The organism is Bartonella sp. AA23NXGY (assembly GCF_042197165.1).
In the GTDB taxonomy this organism is placed as follows: Bacteria; Pseudomonadota; Alphaproteobacteria; order Rhizobiales; family Rhizobiaceae; genus Bartonella.
This window is the reverse complement of the sequence record NZ_JBHIRO010000002.1, coordinates 239,255-258,195: the sequence shown is the minus strand read 5'-3', so window position 1 is coordinate 258,195 and position 18,941 is coordinate 239,255. Positions and strand designations below refer to the sequence as shown.

Below are 18,941 nucleotides of genomic sequence, written 5' to 3'. Positions count from 1 at the left end.
TACCGGACTGCAAAGAGAGAGAAGTTGTGTTTTTAGCTTTTATGGTTAATGTGTTTTGCTCTTTTACATTTCCTAAGAAAGTAAATTTCTTTGTGGTGATTAGTTTTTTTAACTTTTAAACTTATTGTTTGTTTTTTGCAAGGGGTAGAGTTGATTTAGTGGATTGTTTTATAACTTCTTCCAGTAAAGTTGAAATACATTTGAATGTGTACTTTTATCTTAGTAGAAAGCTTTTTAATAGATTTGTAGAGAGCAAAAGGTTTTTTTCTATCTGTAGAGTGCTACAGATTTTTCAGATTTAAAAATTAAAGAAAAAATAATGAACTTATAATTTATGGAAAAACTTATTATCTTATTTTGAAATAAGAAGTTCATTTTTTTGAAAGCGTCCGGTTTTTCTGTTTTTTAAACCTGTATTTATCGTTAGCGCTTATCAATTTATATATATTTTTTTACATACGTAACAACAATTCACCCCTGCCTCATGAGACAGGGGTGAAAAGGAATTTTTATGTATTTTGTTTATTATCAATTCAATGTCATATTGAATCCCGCACCTACACCCCAGTGACCTCCAGAAGTTGTTGCGGATATGTTAGAGCGGTATTTTCCATTTTCTGAGGTGTAACCTGCACCAAAGGCAAATGCAGACTGACTACGCCATAAACCAGTACCAAATCCAACGCTTAATTTTCCAGGTGTATCATTGTAGCGTAAGTTAGACACTGCAAGACCAATAGCCGCTGCTTGTCTTGCCTCTTTTTTCACACTCTCAATACTATAGTTTAAAATATCAAACTTCATATCTGTATATTGCTTAGCCCGATCAACAGCATCATCAATCGCATCAATCACAATATTATTAACCCGTTGATCTGTATACTGCTTGGATTCATCAAGAATAATCTTCATCTGTTCTTTAGTATAATCATGAAGTTGACCACCATTTACAGCCTCTTTCGAGCCTTTTTCAATTTTACCATCAGCTACATTATCAATCAGAACAGGTTCACTGGCATCCCCCCCCGCTAATGTGATTTTATTGGTTTTTTTGCCGTTTTCATCTCTATCATAACGAACAGCATCCTCTTCAATGCCGTCAACTCTATTATTGATGTTATCAACTTTGGCATCAATATTGATAACTGTATCACCAATATCAGCAATCGTATTGGAAATGGTATCAACTCTGTTGGTAAGATGTTTCACATCTTTTTCGACACCAGTGACACGTTCATTGGTTTCCCAAAGTTGCCCACCATTGACGGCATCTTTCGAGCCTTTTTCAACTTTACCATCAGCTACATTGATAATTTTATTCGGCTTTCCATCGCGACCAGCATCATAGGCTTTTTCTTTATCATTCCACTTTAAAGCATCTGAATCGACCTTGTTGATGACATCATCAATACGGTTATTAATATTTGACATATTTTTATTGACGTCACCAAAAGCATCAGCGACATTATGATGCTCTGTCTCAACAGTCGTACCATCAGCATTGACTTGAACAATCTTAAAAGTAGGATCTGTCCATTTGCCATTCTCATATTTGGCACCACCACCGAAATAATTCGCAAGTTGGTTATTCATGGAATAAAGTTGGTTGCCCGTAATGGCATCTGTTGAACCTTGAGCAATCTCACCATCTAAAAGATACTTCAATTTGCTGTTTGTTTTCTTACCATCTTTTTCATGACGTGCCACAAATGCTTCTTCCTCATCATCCCACAGTAAAGCATCTTTAGAGAAATCTTCAATTTTCTGGTTAAACTCATTGGATACATTCGTTAAGCGTTGATTCACATCTTGAACATTTTTATCAAGACCTGTTAAAGCATCACCAACATTGTAAAAATTAGCCTTCCCTACTTCACCACCTACAATAGCGGATAAAGTATATTTCAGCCCTTCAAAAGCACCGTTAATGAACTTTGCACCACCACCAAAAAACTTTGCAATATCTGCTGATATTTTATTAATCTGACTACCATTGATTGCATCGTTGGAATTTTCAGAAATGCTACCATCTTTTACGTTATGAAGAGCAACTGGTCCGTTGTTCTTATCGCCGCCCAAAGTTACACTACCATAATTAACACTATTATCGTCATTCTTATCATAGAGAACCGCAGCAGCAGTTACTGTCTCAATATCTTTAGAAATCTTATCTATGCTTTTATCAAGTTGGTCTTTGTTAACAGCTTCATCACCATTTTCTGCCTCCCGCACGCCAGAAATTTTACGTCCTGAACCACCAACACCTGCAATATTGATCTCAGTACCAGCGGTATCCTTACCAATAGTAATAATACCTGATGCACCTCCATCTTGCTTAACAAGACTATTTTTTACCACATCGGAAATCTTATTATCAATATTTGTGATAGAAGTATTAACACCTGTAAACGCTTCCGTAACATTATGATAGGTCTTCCCCTGAATAAGGAAAGCTGGTTCTACACCATTCAGTACATCTGTACTACCCCCAAAATATTTCGATGTATTTTGAGCGACTGTTTTAAGATTATCAGTAACAGTTGTAACCTTCTCATTCGTAGCAAAAAGTTGTGAACCATTTACTGCTTCAGTAGATGTTCGAGAAAGTTCTCCATCTTTTACACCGGAAAGTGTTCTTTCTTGCTTATCTTTATTTACAAGGCTGATTTCAGTACCACCGGTTGCTTTACCCACAGTAATAAGACCATCTTCTCCCTCCTGCTTTACAAGGCTATTTTCTGTTACATTGTTAATCTGATTATAGATATCCGTAATAGAATTATTGACACCTTCAAAAGCATCAGCGACATTATGATGCTTTTTCTCAACAATAGTGCCATCCTCATTACGCTGAGAAACTTTGAAAGTAGGATCTATCCACTCTCCATTCTCATAGCGAGCACCACCGCCAAAATAATTCGCAATCTTATCGCCCATCTTATAAAGTTGAGAACCATTTATTGCATCTGTTGAATCTCCTGAAATATCGCCATCCGCAAGGAACTTAATCTTACTATCTGTCTTCTGTCCATTTGGTCCACGCAGTGCGACAAACGCTTTTTCCTCTTCACTCCAAAGTAACGCGTCTTGAGAAAATTTATCAAATTTATCATCAAATTTCTTGTCTACATATTGTATATGTTTATTCACATTCTTGACATTTACATCAAGTCCTTCAAGAGCCTCACCAACATTGTCAAATGTTTTCTGTTCTACCTTACCATCTGCAGAAACGGTAGATAAATTATACTGTGGTCCAACAAAAACACCATTTTCAAATGAAGTACCACCACCAAAGAATTTTGCAATATCTCCAGAGATTGTATTAATTTGACTACCATTTACAGCTTCCATGGAGTCTTTGGAAATTTCACCATTTTTTACACCTGCAATGGTTCGCTCTCCCTCAGTACCTGTAATATCAATTTTCGTACCGCCTTTTTCAGCACCAATAGTGATAAGCTTCTGATCTTCTTTCCATTTAACAAGACTATTTTCTGTTACATTATTAATCTGACTATAAATATCTGTGATAGAAGTATCAACAGCAGCGAAAGCATCCGTTACATTGTCGTGTTTTGTATTCTGAACCATAAAAGTTGGTTTGATACCATTAAGTATATCTGTCTCCTCACCACCAAAAAAATCCACTATATTAGTAATATAATTAAACAGTTGATGGCCATTTATTGCTTCTGTTGAATCGGAACTGACTTTTCCAACTGCAACGCCAGAAATAATTCGATCCTTGCCTTCAGAGTTCGCAATATTGATTTCGATACCTTCTTTTTCAGCACCAATGGTAATATTTTTTTTACTTTTACTCCATTTAACAAGACTATTGTCTTCTATCTCAAACTTCATTTTATATAATTGTGAAAGATTAACAGCATCATGCTCATTGCTACCATCTGCGACTCCTGTAATTTTTGTATTGGCGGCATGAATACCACCCTTGGTCATTCTTGGGCCATCTTTGATCATGAAACCGGCATTACTCATTCTGCTGTCCCCTGTTTCTACACGACCAACTTTAATATATTCGCTTAAATCAAACTTTACTTCATTGTTATCACCTTTGGTAATTTTTATATTTGTGTTCTCACTCTCATTATTATCATCGTCTTTATGCTTAACTGCAACAAACTTTACTGTACTTCCTGCTTCAACATCTGTAGCTTCTTCATCTTCAACAGCAAGTTTCCAGCCCGTTTCCATCCCCGCTGTAAAGTCTTTCAGCTGTTTATAATTTACTGCATCAGTATCATCAGTACCAGCTTTCACTTTTGTAATCTTTTTGCCACCAGCATCAATACCTTTCATAGTTATGCTTGGACCACCATCAACAAACTTAAAGCCATCGTTGCTCATAATGCTGTTGCCTGTCGTGACACTCGTGAGCTTAAGAGTATCATTCAAAGAAAATGTAACTTTATTACTGTCTTTTGCAATTTTTATATTTTTGCTACCATCTTCATTTTCACCAGCAACAAAATCTACTGTACTCCCAGCTTTAACATCTGTAGCATTGTTACCATCAACAGAAAGTTTCCAGCCATTTTCTGCAAGTGTCCTTACCTCTTTCAGCTGTTCATAATTTACAGCATCAGTATTGCCTTCTGCCTTAGCTACTCCTGTAATTTTTTTATCACCAGCATTAATACCATTCAAAGTTATGCTTGGTCCATTACCATCAATAAACTTAAAGCCCTCATCACTCATAATGCTGTTGCCTGTCGTGACACTCGTAAGCTTAAGGTTATCATTCAAAGAAAATGTAACTTTATTACTGTCTTTTGCAATCTTTATATTTTTGCTTCCGTCCTCACCCGCATCCGCAACAAGATCTACTGTACTCCCAGCTTTAACATCTGTAGCATTGTTCCCATCAACAGAAAGTTTCCAGCCTGCTTCAGCAAGTGTTCTTACCTCCGTCAACTGCTTATAATTTACAGCATCAGTATCTTCTTCCCCTGCCGCTACCCCTTTAATCGTTTTATTACCAGCATGAATGCCATTAACAGTTATGCTCGGCCCCTCATCACCGTCAAATCTAAAGCCAGCAGCATCCATAATGCTGTCTCCTGCTGTGACAGTCATTACCTGAATATCATCAGCTAGATCAAATGTGACATTGTGATCATTATCTTTTTCGATCTTGATATTTTTTGTACCTTTATTGTCAACTGACTGAAAATTTACTGTACCATTTGGACCAATAGCCGTAGCATTTCCACCGTTAACAGCAAGCTGCCAACTCGTTTTGTTCGCGTTTTTCACCTCTTGCAACTGTTTATAATTCACTGCATCGTTAGGTTCAGACCCATCTGCTACGTTTGTGATCTTTTGCTTGGCTGCATCAATACCATCAATAGTCATGCTTGGACCATCATTACCATTAATAAAAAAGCCGTCTACAGTCATGCGTGAACCGCTTTCACCGTTAACAAAAAAGCCATCATCACTCATCGTGCTTTGGCCTGTGGTGACTTGCGTCAATTTAAGATGATCATTTAAAGTAAATTCAATTTTATGCTTATTATCTGCAGTGTTTTTTGCAATCTTTAAGTTGTCTTTTCCCGCTTCTTTTTCACTTTTCACTGAAAAATCTACAGTATTGCCTGAATTCACATCTGTCGGATCGGTATCGTTAGCAGAAAGTTTCCACCCCCCTCCCCCTGCTATGATATCTTTCATAGCTTTTAGTTGCGCCACGTTTACCGCATCGGTATCTTCACTTCCAGCTGCAACCCCTGTAATTTGTCGTGTTAACGTACCATTACCACGACCGCCAACTTCACCAACGCTAAAAGCGCCTGTGGTGCTCTTCCATGCTATACTGGTTTTTGTTGTCCCTTTACCTGTTGCAGGATCATAACCAGCAACCCCCTTCTCTCTATCAGAGATAGCCCCACCACCTACAGCAACACCATCTCTAACAAGCACTTGCGAATTTACACCAATGGCAACCGAATCTTCCTTTTCAGCATAAGCTTGCGTACCTATAGCAATCGCATTTTCAGCATTCGCGATTACTTTTCTGTTAGGATCATTTTCTTCGGTTCTGTCAGAGCGCCTGCCCCCTATTGCAATAGCACCTGAAGCTTTAGCTTCAGCATCTGTACCTATAGCAATCGTATAACTCTTTTCTGCCTTTACCTTTGTACCTAAAGCAATGCTATTTGTACCTAATGCAGTTGCAAGCCCTCCAATAGAAACTGAAGATTTGCCCGATGCTTCTGAGCCTACACCCATAGCAACACTTGCTATACCACTTGCAAGTGCGGAAACACCAAAAGCTTGTGCACCCCCTGCCTTTGCTGTCGCACCTGCACCAAATACGGTTGAATAATTACCCGTCGCTGCAGATCCACAACCCGTTGCAAAAGAATAAACACCGTAAGCCTCAGGCATAGCATTAATGATACCACTAGTGTTTGTTCCCATATAAGTAGCATTGTTGGTTAGAATCCCAGCGCCTTGCCAAGTAACCTTTTCAGTGGTCGTGCCATAAGGTTTACGACCATTAAAAACTTTCTCACCAATAAATCGCTCATATTGTTCTTGTGCGGTTATTCGTTGATTATCGGAAATTCCCTGCTGTTGTTTGCCGCCACGACCAATAACATTGTCTGCACCACAGTAGTCATCATCACCAGCAAAAACAACACTCCCATGACTACCGTGTGGATATACAACACCAGTACCAGGTGTACTTTGACTCGTCCCTCCTACTATCGCAAGATTAGCAGCAAAAACAGGAGAAACACTCGATAAGAGTGTGGCCATTACCGTACTAAGAGAGACAACTTTAATTAAATTTGGTGTGGAATATTTTTTTTTCATAAGAATCTCCTCCTACAGAGTTCAACATCATCACAACGCGCGAAAACACACATGGCAAAACCCTTAGTTTGCGCACTTCAAAAACCAATAAATCAAGACAAAACTCCCCCCTACGATACCGATACTTATCCGGCATCGACCTAAAATCTCTGCAACAACATCGAATCTAGAAAAGTCCCCAACCCTTTTAGCTAGAGGGATTCAAGCTAAAAAATAAATAAAAACACAAAACTTTGAAAATATACTGTTATCTCCATTCAAAAATACTGCGATTTATCTCTTAACAAAAATAGTTTCACTAAAGAGCAATTCTACTTTTCAAATAAAGCGCATCAGAAGAATGGCAAGAGTGTAAAAATTATTTTTTATAAATTTATAAAAATACTTCTCAATAAATTAGCTGTTCTTATAAGCACAAATTTATGATTTTTTAACTTATAGCATAATGTAATAATGACGATTATCATGATAATCTCACTTTTTGTTGCGAGGTAAACTGTTTCAATATATTATACATCTCTTTGAAAGAAATCTGTCTTAAATATAATGATGCACGCTCTGTAAAAAGTTTTAACGTGCTCATCTTATCATCTTCATAAAAAGACAAAAGCGCGCCTATAAATAGTCTTTCGTTCTTCTCTCTTATATATCTGTTACCCTTCTATAGGAACAAAACATCGTCATTGTATTTTCACTATTGTATAAATTTTTTAATATCACAAACCGAAAAGAAGCTGTTTTCTAAACTCTTTCCTCTCACAGAACCCACTGTATTTTCACTGTTGTCCGTATCTTTTCTTCAACCAACAAATATTTCAGGAATGGCACTATATTAGCTTCTTTTTGAAGAAATTTTGTTTGTATTGCTACCCGTCGTTCTTTTTATCTGTATTAGAGCAATGCATTGATTTATAATGATAATTTATTATTATTCAGGTTGAATAAAAGACTCAAAAATTGTGAGATCTTCACATTCCAAACTTGGTTATACAGCAGAAAATCAAAAAAGTTTTATTTTTTTTAAAGGCTGTTCATTCGTATCTTATGAAATTTCTAGATGTGCTTTTCAGTTTCGATTTTACGCTTTAAATGTAATTTTAAAAGTGGCAAAGTGGCTTCGACTTCTTCTATATCATTGAGGTTTTGAATAAGCTCTTGCAATCTTCCATAAAGCTCTGCTGCTAATTCCGCAACATCTTCAGGAGAAAGTGTTATTTTTGCATCATGATAGGTCGTATAAACTAAATGTCCCAGCTTTTTCATCAGCCCAGTAGGAATCGCCTGCGGTTTAAAACCAGCTGCTTTCGCCTTTGCCATATCTGAAAACATCTCGCCATTTCCCGTTACTAGCCAATCTAATGAAACACCACAAATTTCTTGATATTTGGAGAGCGCAGAGGCTGTAGGCTCACTTATACCAGTTTCATAAGTTCCTATAGAGCCAGCAGTGATACCAAGATGTTCAGCAAACTGCTTACGCTCTGTAAAACCAAGAGCGTGACGCACTTTACGAAAACGTTTTGCCAACTCAGTTTTAGGTTTTGCTTCCGGACGAGCCAAAAAAAACACTCCAAAATCAATATAATTGTTGACTAAATAATTATATTGATTTATATCTATCATTACTGCCCCTTAAGAAGAGCAGTTATCACATACATAACCCCACAAAAACGGATGTTACAGCATCCATTTAAGCAGGAGCGAAAATTATGACAATTACAAAAAATGCAATCGCCGTGGTATTTTTCTGAGCTGCGCCCCTGTAATATAACCTTGGAAAAACTCAAGCCTATCAGAGGCTATTTTCCAGAGTCAAAAACATTTGGACACAGGCCAATGAAAAAACTAAATGCGCCACTGCCAACTCTATCAGTTTGCATGCCAAGCCAATTCTTGCCAACTGCTTTCTCAAAAGTTGCAGTCATATTCTTTCAAAAGCAAAAAGCCTAATACGATTCTCTTCATTTCATGCTGTGTAATATACCACTGAAATCTTATTACAAAAATATGCTAATGTATTTCCCATAGGTTTTTATAAGGTAAAAAGTTTATCAATGTCTAAAAATCAATATAAAATAGGCGAAATAATTGGTATTCTACAAAAAATGAGATTATCACTCGTTATTAAAAAGTTAGACGTTTACAAACCCTGTTTGCTTATTTTATATATTAATAGCACTGATTTAGCTGTAACTGGCAATAGAGATTTCAGGGTGTTTGGTTTATCGTCAGAATACTCTTCCTCTACGCATATTAAAAGCCTTTTGGCAATGTATTTTAAATGCTATAAATTCTATAGCAAACACATTGCCATCCATATTTACAATTGGGCGCTTCAAAATCTTGGAGTAATAAAATCTTTAATAGGCTTTGATTTAAAAGCGCGTATTTTGCAGAAAATTGACAAAACCATGAGGTTCGTATACATGGCAATTTTAAGTGATGATAGTGGAGTGATACTTAAAAAAGCTGCATGGAAACCCGCAACGTTGAGGAATTAAGCATGACCTCTTTATGCGATAAAGAATTATCTGATACACTGGTTGGTCTTTATGACGACTATCAACGCGGTTTCGACATTGGAGAAGAGCTTAAACTGTGCGTGGATTTGGCGTTATCTCTTGAATTGGAACTCAGTATTCACCGTTTAAGTGAAACAGATGCTGTTTTAAAAAAAGAGATTGTGCAAACCTTGCATCGTCGTAGAAATACTCATTCCAATGAAGATGAAATTGATACAATTTTTCATATGGATTTTGAAAAACAAAAATAATACAATACTCTCCCCATATGATACGATATTACCTCATCGCTTTACTTTCTGCTACGCTTAGACAAAAAACTTTCAAGAAGATTTAAAGTGTTACGTTTTCGTCTTCTTAACAACAGTGAGATGAATTAAAGAAACGCATCAATTCTTTTAGATCATTATCAAAAAATAGAGAGTATTCTCTAGCATACATCAATTTATGCTTTGTTCATTAAGCACCAACTTTTACATTTTCTCAACTCTCCTTTAAAAGCAAAATGTGAAATGTACTGCAGCGTAAATATTTATAAAATAGCGTATGTTGTCCACACTTAAATGTAATTTATTGTTTTTCATGTTTATAAAACAGCACTATGAGTATTCCAACAAACGCAACAATGCTTTGAAAAAAATATATCGATTGAGGTGATATGTTACTGTTATCGCTTGCCATGATGAGATAGACTCCGAGGATCAAGCATCCAGAGATACCATTAAAACTTGCCTGCAATCTTCCTTGGTATTCAGGATCACAAGAGAGTTGTGATAAAGAAATCGAAAGAGCCCAACTCGAAAGTCCAAATCCAATCATAAAGTAAACAGGAAAAACAACAAAATTGTGTGTATTAACAGATAAAATAGCGAGGCCAATAGCCATAAAAGCTAATAAAATGGCTAATGTTTTCCTGATAGATAAAACTTTACAAAGAAGTGGTGAAAAAAACGCACCTGTCAATACACCCATAGAATAAAGCACCTCAAATATTGCAAAGATCCTGCTATCCGCATGTAAAACCTCTTGTATATAAGGAACGAGAATAACAGGAATGGTCATCAAAAGAGTCATAATAATCATCTGGCTTATATAAGGTACAAAAAGAGCCGGATTCTGTTTAAAATAATGAAGGGATGCTGTATAATTTTCCCACCAATTTTGCTGGTTTTGATTTTTAGATCTTCGGTTTTTAGGTACCTTCATTGCAAAATTAAATAAACCAGCAATGATAAAGAATATACCACCTATTAGAAGAGTTCCTTTTGTTCCTGCATAGGACAGTATAAATCCACTTAAGCCCATACCTACGATAGTGCCAAGTTCATAAACCATATCGATGGTTGCATTTGCATTGATGAGCTGTTCCTTCAGCACAATACTTTGAATTAAAGAAATAGCTGATGGCATATAAAAAGGGATAAAAATACCCAAAAGAGCAGATAAGACCATCAATTCAATTTCTATACCAAAATGCCAAAGCATTACCCAGCTTACAATTACCAAACCTCTCACAAGATTTGAAATAATAATCTGCGTTTTACGATTATATTTATCTGCCAATATGCCAAAAATAGGCGCAAAAATAATGCCAGGCGTCCAAAGAAAAAGCATCATCAACGCTACACCACGGATTGAGCCCGTCTGATTGTAAGCGAGCCATGACAATGTAATATAATTTAGTCCACTTCCAAATGTAGCAAATAAGCCGCTCAAAGTAAAATAGAGAAAAGTTCTATTTTCAAATAAAGCAATGCGTTCCTTCAAATTTGAAGTGAACATAAATTATCCTCTAAAATGAATACCAGTCGATATGCATGATACATCCTGTTTAAAAACAGGCATTCTTACAATTTTTATTTTAGATCATTAAATTTAAGAAAGCAAAATTTCTTTTTTGAGGCTTTTACAATCTTTGTGCTGTTTTATGATTAATTCTTCTATGAAAACGGAACATTTATGGACAAAAACAAAATTAATATTTTATGTGCGTTTTATTCAGAAGCTACACCTTTATACATCTGTGAAACAATTTTACGGTATGGAAGCTTCACTCACATTATTGTCCTTATTATTCTGTGCACTAAAATATGCTCGAGTATATTCCTCCATGTCGTTCTTCTATCACCACACTTCGTCTCTAAAAGAATAAACATACTATTATCCTCACAATAAATATTGCTAACTTTTCTACTCCCCTTCTCTAAATCTTTTAAAACAAGCCCATTACAGTTAGTTTTCTAATTAAAATATATAACGTGATATTTTTCCTGAGCAGTTAAATTATTGCAATCACATCTCTAAAGTTTCAGATTTAGAGTAAGAATACATAAAGGAGGATTTATCGTAGATAAATTGATTAATAAATGATTTTATTCATAATCAAAAAAACTTATCTATATGATGTCGTATTTGATGATGAATTAAAGAAACAGGAGTAGTTCCATTAATTGTTATAAACCGCTCATCTATTTCCGATAAAACTTTGTATACTTTGTAAATTTTTTCAATAAAAGAGAGTTTTTCTTCGTATTTTAAGTTTAAACCATCCCTTTTCTGCAACCGTTCCAGTATAGTAATGGGCGGTAAATGAAGATAAAATGTAATATGAGGTCTTGGAATAGATTGATTTAATTTAACGACACTTTCAACAGAAAGCTCTTGAGCATAAAAATAAGCAAGACTAGAATAAACATATCGATCGCTAATTAATAAATTTTGCGATGACGTTAAGGAAGGTTCAATAATTTCAAGCGTATATTTGCGTCTATCTGTCGCTGATAAGAGTGCTAAAAGCAACGGATCAATTGCTTTTCCATTATCTAAGTAATCTCTAATTTCTGGATTATTTCTATACTAAGAACTGTGTTAAAAGTTTGTATTATATGTTTTTCTGTTGAGTAATGGCGAGCAATTTCTTTTGTTTGTGTTGTCTTACCACTCCCATCAAACCCGCATAAGACAATAAAAGAACCAGAAAATTTCTTTGAAGACCACATGGAGTTATAAACTTTTTTATCAAGATCATTTTGTCTATATACTTTCCATAAGTTAAATTGTTTTATGTCTGAAATCTCTTAATGTTTAATAAGGTGTTTTTTACTCGTCTCTAAACAGAAAAACACAATACTCCCGCATTTTGTATAACTTATTAACTTTATGATAAATGGCGGTATATAGACTTAGTTTTAAGATAAGGTTATATTTTAGACAACTTAAAATGAGATTAAGTATTTGTAAAAAATATATTTTTTTGTTCACACTCCATAACCTGCCATTTTTTAACGAATTCTAGTAGAGTTTCTGAAGATTACTCCTATAGCGTCGTGTAAGTGTATAGAAATGAGTTCGATCTCAGTATATTATTGTCCCTTAAGAGCTGGTACTGGATTGCACTACATAGAAATCTAATGAAATCAACTCTATCTTTTCTCAAACCACTGCCCTCGCTATAAGCATTTGATATTCAATTCCGTCAAAAAGCAGCAGAGCAATTCTTGGAAAACATCGCTGAGATATTGAAATATGCCTTGCAAAAGCGTTTAAATCAAATGTTTCACTATATTTTTCGGTATATTCATAAACTGAAACTAAGAATATTATAATAAGACCTCAAACAACGACGACGCCCAAATCAGCCGTAATAAAGCCTCCTAAAACTGAACCAATAATACCTTCTCCCTATAAAAAGACTACTATGTAAAGGCTTTAATACAATACCTTAGCGCTAATGCCATAAATGTTTCTGATAGATAACGAAGTTTATTGTCACAACAACATCTAACAACGGTCAATAGAAAAACCTCAACCTTGAGTATAAATGGAGGAAATCTTAAGAGTGCAAACACAGCCCTCCCAAGAACATAGCTATACTGGTCATTTAGCGAAGAAACTCCTCATTGGAAAAGCACCTCACAAGAGATACAGTAAAAATACCAACCGCCTCCGCTCTCAGTTTCTCCAAAATTAGCTATCGCTATGATAAACGTTATCGTTCAAATCTGTACCATGCTTCTATCGAAAAAACTTGACATGCCTAACAACATATATATTAGCTTTTTGTAAAAATGTATAATTTATAGCATGTCTATTTAACATGGGGGGATAATGTGCACAAACAACTGATGTTTCGGTTTTATGGGCTTGTTGTCCTGCTGTATCTTTCTGATATGGTTTTATTTTTAAGTAATCTTTGGAATGCTTATCGCATAACATCCTCATCGGTTTTCCTGGGCGTAACCATGGCTTTGGGCACCCTTATGCCCTACCTTTTGAAAAAAAGCGGTCTTGTGCGCATTAAAGCCTCATTGCGGTTGGTCGATTTATACAAAAGGCGGATCATTATCTATAGCCTTCTTTTATTGATTGCTCTTTTCCATTACGCTGATTCCCCCTTTGGTTTTATCGCTGTCTCTATCTCTATCGGCTATCTCTCTTTGATTACCTTAAGCACACTCGAGACTTATAATACTAAACTAGCACTTAGTGGTTATATTAGCGCCCAAAAGGCTTCCCGCATTATGCAAACAGTGGTGCAAATTGGCGCATTTTTGGGAGCAGCACTAAGTGGTTATCTCTTAGAAGCGACCAGCCCTCGAGGGGCAGCGGCTGAAATTGGTTATAATGGTTTGATTGTGACACTTTGTATGTTTGACATCATTATAAGCCTTATAGCCGGATATATTATCTTTTGCGATGAATACAACGCTACAGATACCACAGCACTTGCAACTGGTAAGAAGCCAGCACCTACACCGCAAGTGGATGAGCTCTCCCATGAGCTTAAACTTTTATGCGTCTGCATAGGACTTATTGGCTTTCATATTTGCGCTTATAATACGCTGGCAACTATTCTTTTTCAGAGTGTGAAAAATTTTGGCTCTGAATATTATGGGCTTTGCAGTGCGGTTGCGGGCGTGGGCGCTTTTTTGGCTGCTTTTATCAAAATCCCTCGTTTTGAATTTATTCTCCCAGCCCTTATGTTGAGCGTAGCTGATCTTATTTTTAGCACCACACAATCGCCCTATTTGGCTGTGGTCTTTTGCTTTTTTATTGGCTTTTCAATGAATACCATGCGAATTAATGCCCGCAAACATACGATTGAAGCGACCAAAACAGAGGCTCAAGCAGAGCTGGTGGGAAGCTATAGCGGCATGCTTTATACTCTCTCCCAGTCGGCAGGTTATGTCATTCTTGGTCTTCTTACAAGCTCTGCCCTTATGGGTCCTCAAGCAGCTGTTTATCTTCTGCCCCTTATAGGGTTGATAATCTTTATTTATGTTCTTTTCCTTTTATTACAGCGGAACAAAGTATGAGAAAACCTATTCTTATTGTCGACCCTTTCTCCACGGGTGCCCTCTATGGCCCTGCTTTGCAAAAATTAGGCTATGCTTGTTATAGTCTTGTCTCTCAAGCAGCTCCTTTTTCACACTTTATGCTTTCTTATCAGGGAAAGGGCATGGCAGAAGCGAAGCTTCATAGTGTAGATGAGATAAAGAAACGTTTTCCTATCGGCACGATAGAGGCTGTAATAGCGGGTGCCGAAAGAGGTATCTATTGTGCAGAGCAATTGGCGGCTTATTATGGTTGTCTTGGGAATAACCCCTTGACTACCGATTGGCGACGGAAAAAAGCAGCGATGCAAAAACGCCTTTGTGAAAATGGTTTATCTTACATCCGATCAAAGATTCTTACAAAAAACGATTGTACTTTCGATGGTTTTGAAAGCCACAGCGGCTATGTGGTAAAGCCAAATGATTCTGCAGGGAGTGATGGTGTTTTATTTTTCTCTAATCTTGAGGAAGTAGTAACGTGGACCTCTGAAATCGACTGGAAGAAAAAAAATATTTTTGACGCACCTAACGAGGCTTATTTGCTCCAAGAAAGATTGGAGGGAGAGGAATACATCGTCGATGCCGTTGTAAAGGGAGAGGCTATAAAAATATGTAGTTTGTCACGATATAAAAAAGGTATTCATAATGGAAGTACTTTTGTTTATGAAACGCTTGATGTGCTTGATGCTCAAGATCCCTCTTATGCCCCTCTTATCTCTTATGCAAAACAATGCATTCGCGTGCTGGGAATTGAATATGGACCTGCGCATATGGAAATCATGCAAACCGCTCGTGGTCCAGTGATGATTGAAGTAGGAGCCCGCCTCCACGGAGGAATTGCACCCACCTTGTTCGCACATTGCTATGAAGATGATTTACTTGAAAGCTCCGTTAACCTTATTGCAGGCGTGTTTTCGCAAACACCAAGTCGCTTTAAGAAAAAAGGGCGTATTATCTTCCTTATCAACGAGATCGACGGTCATATTATAAAAGATGTTAATGTATGGCGGCAAAAGCTTCATTCTTGGGAAAATGTGGTTCATTTTATGCTCTTTTTTAAAGAAAACGAGCCCCTCCCCCTAACCATCGATTTAAATACCTGCCCAGCTATTATAGCAATTTGGGCACACAGTGATGATGAATTATCAGCTTTGGAGAGGATTATTCGTAGCAATTTCTTATAAAATACAGCAATTGGGAGGAAAACATGAATTCAGAAGCGCAGTCAATTGAAAATATAGACAAGTATTAAAAATGGAAGCAAGTCATTTTTAAAGAATTCAATGCAACCATGAATAACACAATTAGGCCTTTTCTGCCTATTCGGTGTAAATGGATACTCAAAAAATATGCTTAGATTTGGGTTCTACAATAAGTTGACCGCAAAAAATATGATGGAAGACCTGATAACTTATTGCGATAATTATAAAAGTTTTGGAAAAAACACATCTTTTGTTACATTCGAGGAGCCGGCCCCATACAAAGTATCGAAGTTTATAGAGAAAAATTCTGATCTATGCTTAAAAACTTGCGAGATTTTGACAACCGAGAATGACCTAAGTATATACAAAAAATATGTACAATCGTCTATGGGAGTTCTGCTTTCATAGCGAACCTATATTCATAGTTTACAATACCCCGTCTTATATAAACAGAATTAAGTAAGTTCTATATTTATGTTAACTTTCCAGCCTAGGTGGGTTTTTTCTGATCTTCTCTCTACAGAACAAAAAGCAAAAAATGCATTCTCGTTGTAGGAAAAAAGCTTGAACCTTTTGATATTATCACAAAATCTCCTTTTTTAGGAAAATATGGCGCCCCCCAAAATAGAGAATGGACGCAATACTTCCTGCAAGATAATAATATTGAATCCCCACCTTGCCCATATCATATAATGGAGCACGATAATGACTAAATTTTCTAAAATTAAATTAAATAAAAATATCCATGATATATTCAAAATGATGCTTCCAGAGCAAGGATCAATAGAGATACAAAGAGATTTTCCAAAAAAAATACACGATTGGCATATTCACCAGGTCGATGAAACTCTCTTAATTATAGAGGGAGAGTTAGATTTTTTCTATAGCGAAAAACATATAACCTGTACACTAGGAGATATTATACATCTACCTGCCAATACAAGGCACAAATCAATTGCGGCAGATGTAGGATGCATATATGCAATTGCTACAGAAAATCTCACTATTGGAGATATTAGAGATGGGTAACCGCACGCTCTTTAATGGATTCTTTCTCATACAGGATTTTATTCTTTTACTCCTGCTTCCCATAATGCGCCCATAGATTCTGCGGAAAATAAGGCTATGAAATTTACGTCCTCTACCCAAACCAACGTAGAAACTTTTCAGAAACCGCATTTTACAGTACAAAATAGAACGTTATTCTTTAGGAATAAAAAATGGATCAAGCTTAACGGATTAAACAAAAAGGAAATAATTTTGTTTACAGCTTTATTGTCGAGCATTCACGAATGGATTCTGGTATTATCTCTATCTGAAATTCCCTACAAGCATGAAGCAGAAAAGTTATCAAGCATATTTAGTATACCTAATGAAAACTGCTATTACCATGCGTGATGGCTCTAAAATGTAGATGGATTTGAATTTTTAAATAATTTTTAACTCTTGCATCACTTTATTTCCATACTTTTTAAATAATATTCAATAACTTAAGTAAAATAAATATTTTTATTTTGGGTTTTGTTGTGTTGTTAATCTAAAGCATGTGAAGAGAATATATTAAAGAATTAAAATATTTATATATCGAAATTGAAGATGTCCTATTTTACCCAAAAAAGAACTATTATGACATAGGTGAATTTAGCTATTAATCTTTTGTTGCCAACAAGTGGTAAAATGATGCTGAATGTAGAAAAAATTGCATAAGAACCTTTAACAAAAATGATTAAAATTTAGATAGAATTACAAGGTATAAAATAGAATTTATTCCATCAACGCTGCAATTTTTTCTGGTTAATTTATTCTACCAATATCATTAAAGCTTTCTTCTAATGACATCGTCTATCATTGGAGGGAGATATATGATTGTTTTTCGAATTGTGACAGCACAGAAATTTCGTGATTTATTTTGTCCATTAAAAGATGTTTGTTAGTTGAGTAAGTTAAAAAATACATAGCATTCCGTATAATGTAGTGTGTATGTATAAAACTTCTCAGGGTGATCGTGTTATTTGGGAAAGATTTTACAGCAATTACGAGTATCTCTAGAATGAAAAGCACTGATTTTTAGAACAGAGAAAAACATTGATTATAACAGTTTATTAGGCTAAACGCAGAATATTATTCTAATAATTGATGGTTAATTGTAACGGGATAGTTTTTTGATAATCATAAAGAAAAAGGTATAGAGCGTGTTTCTTTTAGTTAAGGAAAAGTATTGCTCATTTTTCTTTCTAAAAGTAAGCAAATTCAAAGATAATTTTTTGTTCTTGTAGTGGTGAGAAAATAATTGTCGAAGTCAGTGAAGGGGAGATTCTAATAGATTGTTACAAAGTTTAATAAAAGTTGGAATACTTAAAAATTCTTAGTTCCTATGATGATTTAAGAATACCAGATTAGGATACGGAGAATTCAAGAGCTCAAAACTTTGTGATAATATTGGTTTAGAATTACATCTTGTTCATTCAGACGAGATGAGCCAATTATTATATGTCACAGAGACATATGGGTGGAAAATTTAAAAAAAGCTTATCCAGAATCTGACTTAAAGGTTATTGGAACTTTAGTAGTAAGATTGGCTTGGTCTCATGTTTCTCAAAAATTAGCAACCAATCTTGTTGTGACTAGACTAAATTTGGAAGATCTGCTCACTGAGCGTTTTTATAATATTATGAAATGATAAAAATATTAATATTTCTTCTTGTCTGGGACATGAAGCCGGTGCTATTTGTATTTATTATCCGTTGCACCATTGTCCGAAATATATTTTAAGTGGTTGTCACTTGAAATATGCCTTGGAAAATTATTTGGCAAGAGAGTGTACCTATATGTATTGGAAAGTAATTTCCTATTATTTGTCTCAATCTATGGGTACAACGTTGCCAAGTATAGAATTCATGCTGACAGATGACTTTCAAAAAATAAGTGCCTATAACGCATTTGAACTAAACTTTTATGAAAAACTGGAATTTAGTACCGAACCATATTCGACAATGGAGAAAATCATAAAATGGCTTGAGTCTCTGTTTAAGAGGGAG

General features: G+C 35.6%; 12 protein-coding genes and 1 pseudogene. 9 read left to right on the top strand and 4 right to left on the bottom strand.

Translation table 11 applies throughout. The annotated features are described in order from the left end of the window. Positions 1-528 precede the first annotated feature (528 nt). Together ACFINY_RS02135 and ACFINY_RS02130 are read right to left on the bottom strand one after the other, a co-directional pair. Positions 529-6,846 (bottom strand): Vomp family autotransporter, encoded by a 6,318-nt coding sequence (locus ACFINY_RS02135; protein ID WP_375700786.1) that lies wholly within the window; start codon positions 6,844-6,846, stop codon positions 529-531. 1,053 nt (positions 6,847-7,899) lie between these two features. After that, a complete protein-coding gene (locus tag ACFINY_RS02130) occupies positions 7,900-8,406 on the bottom strand; it encodes a helix-turn-helix domain-containing protein (protein ID WP_375612888.1) in 507 nt (168 codons plus the stop codon). Positions 8,407-8,900: 494 nt separating this feature from the next. Here ACFINY_RS02130 and ACFINY_RS02125 point away from each other — a divergent pair, with 494 nt between their 5' ends. Next, positions 8,901-9,347 carry a hypothetical protein gene (locus tag ACFINY_RS02125; protein WP_375638175.1) on the top strand — a complete coding sequence of 149 codons (447 nt, stop codon included), beginning with the start codon at positions 8,901-8,903 and terminating at the stop codon, positions 9,345-9,347. 2 nt (positions 9,348-9,349) lie between these two features. Then, the gene (locus ACFINY_RS02120) at positions 9,350-9,619 is read left to right on the top strand and encodes a hypothetical protein (RefSeq protein WP_012754562.1); all 270 of its coding nucleotides are present in this window, start codon (positions 9,350-9,352) and stop codon (positions 9,617-9,619) included. A gap of 319 nt (positions 9,620-9,938) precedes the next feature. On the opposite strand, the gene ACFINY_RS02115 is transcribed toward ACFINY_RS02120, so the two are convergent. Then, a complete protein-coding gene (locus ACFINY_RS02115; protein WP_375675411.1) occupies positions 9,939-11,150 on the bottom strand; it encodes an MFS transporter in 1,212 nt (403 codons plus the stop codon). Positions 11,151-11,750: 600 nt separating this feature from the next. Beyond that, positions 11,751-12,167 carry a dTMP kinase gene (tmk, locus tag ACFINY_RS02110; protein ID WP_375700785.1) on the bottom strand — a complete coding sequence of 139 codons (417 nt, stop codon included), beginning with the start codon at positions 12,165-12,167 and terminating at the stop codon, positions 11,751-11,753. A gap of 1,325 nt (positions 12,168-13,492) precedes the next feature. Between tmk and ACFINY_RS02105 the strand changes: the two genes are divergently transcribed. The 7 genes and pseudogenes from ACFINY_RS02105 to ACFINY_RS02075 all read left to right on the top strand — a co-directional run bounded on the left by ACFINY_RS02105 (position 13,493) and on the right by ACFINY_RS02075 (position 18,583). Continuing rightward, positions 13,493-14,683, top strand: coding sequence for a hypothetical protein (locus ACFINY_RS02105; protein WP_375700788.1), 1,191 nt, complete (start codon positions 13,493-13,495; stop codon positions 14,681-14,683). Continuing rightward, positions 14,680-15,885, top strand: a complete 1,206-nt coding sequence (locus tag ACFINY_RS02100; RefSeq protein WP_375700784.1) for an ATP-grasp domain-containing protein — start codon at positions 14,680-14,682, stop codon at positions 15,883-15,885. The genes ACFINY_RS02105 and ACFINY_RS02100 overlap by 4 nt, the downstream gene beginning before the upstream one ends. Positions 15,886-16,050: 165 nt before the next feature. After that, the gene (locus tag ACFINY_RS02095) at positions 16,051-16,311 is read left to right on the top strand and encodes a hypothetical protein (protein ID WP_375611452.1); all 261 of its coding nucleotides are present in this window, start codon (positions 16,051-16,053) and stop codon (positions 16,309-16,311) included. Next, positions 16,277-16,366 carry a YqcI/YcgG family protein gene (locus tag ACFINY_RS02090; protein WP_375611451.1) on the top strand — a complete coding sequence of 30 codons (90 nt, stop codon included), beginning with the start codon at positions 16,277-16,279 and terminating at the stop codon, positions 16,364-16,366. Before ACFINY_RS02095 ends, ACFINY_RS02090 begins: the two co-directional genes overlap by 35 nt. A gap of 76 nt (positions 16,367-16,442) precedes the next feature. Next, positions 16,443-16,616: pseudogene (locus ACFINY_RS02085) on the top strand (YqcI/YcgG family protein); the annotation flags it as partial. Continuing rightward, entirely contained in the window at positions 16,609-16,932 is a 324-nt protein-coding gene (locus ACFINY_RS02080; protein ID WP_375611450.1) for a cupin domain-containing protein, read from the top strand. The pseudogene ACFINY_RS02085 and the gene ACFINY_RS02080, both read left to right, overlap by 8 nt. A 1,480-nt stretch (positions 16,933-18,412) precedes the next feature. Beyond that, the gene (locus ACFINY_RS02075) at positions 18,413-18,583 is read left to right on the top strand and encodes a hypothetical protein (protein ID WP_375611449.1); all 171 of its coding nucleotides are present in this window, start codon (positions 18,413-18,415) and stop codon (positions 18,581-18,583) included. Positions 18,584-18,941: the final 358 nt, after the last annotated feature.

Coding starts and splice junctions, on each gene's coding strand:
- ACFINY_RS02135 (WP_375700786.1), bottom strand. CDS start 6,846: ATGAAAAAAAAATATTCCACACCAAATTTAATTAAAGTTGTCTCTCTT.
- ACFINY_RS02125 (WP_375638175.1), top strand. CDS start 8,901: ATGTCTAAAAATCAATATAAAATAGGCGAAATAATTGGTATTCTACAA.
- ACFINY_RS02120 (WP_012754562.1), top strand. CDS start 9,350: ATGACCTCTTTATGCGATAAAGAATTATCTGATACACTGGTTGGTCTT.
- ACFINY_RS02115 (WP_375675411.1), bottom strand. CDS start 11,150: ATGTTCACTTCAAATTTGAAGGAACGCATTGCTTTATTTGAAAATAGA.
- ACFINY_RS02105 (WP_375700788.1), top strand. CDS start 13,493: ATGTTTCGGTTTTATGGGCTTGTTGTCCTGCTGTATCTTTCTGATATG.
- ACFINY_RS02100 (WP_375700784.1), top strand. CDS start 14,680: ATGAGAAAACCTATTCTTATTGTCGACCCTTTCTCCACGGGTGCCCTC.
- ACFINY_RS02095 (WP_375611452.1), top strand. CDS start 16,051: ATGCTTAGATTTGGGTTCTACAATAAGTTGACCGCAAAAAATATGATG.
- ACFINY_RS02090 (WP_375611451.1), top strand. CDS start 16,277: ATGTACAATCGTCTATGGGAGTTCTGCTTTCATAGCGAACCTATATTC.
- ACFINY_RS02080 (WP_375611450.1), top strand. CDS start 16,609: ATGACTAAATTTTCTAAAATTAAATTAAATAAAAATATCCATGATATA.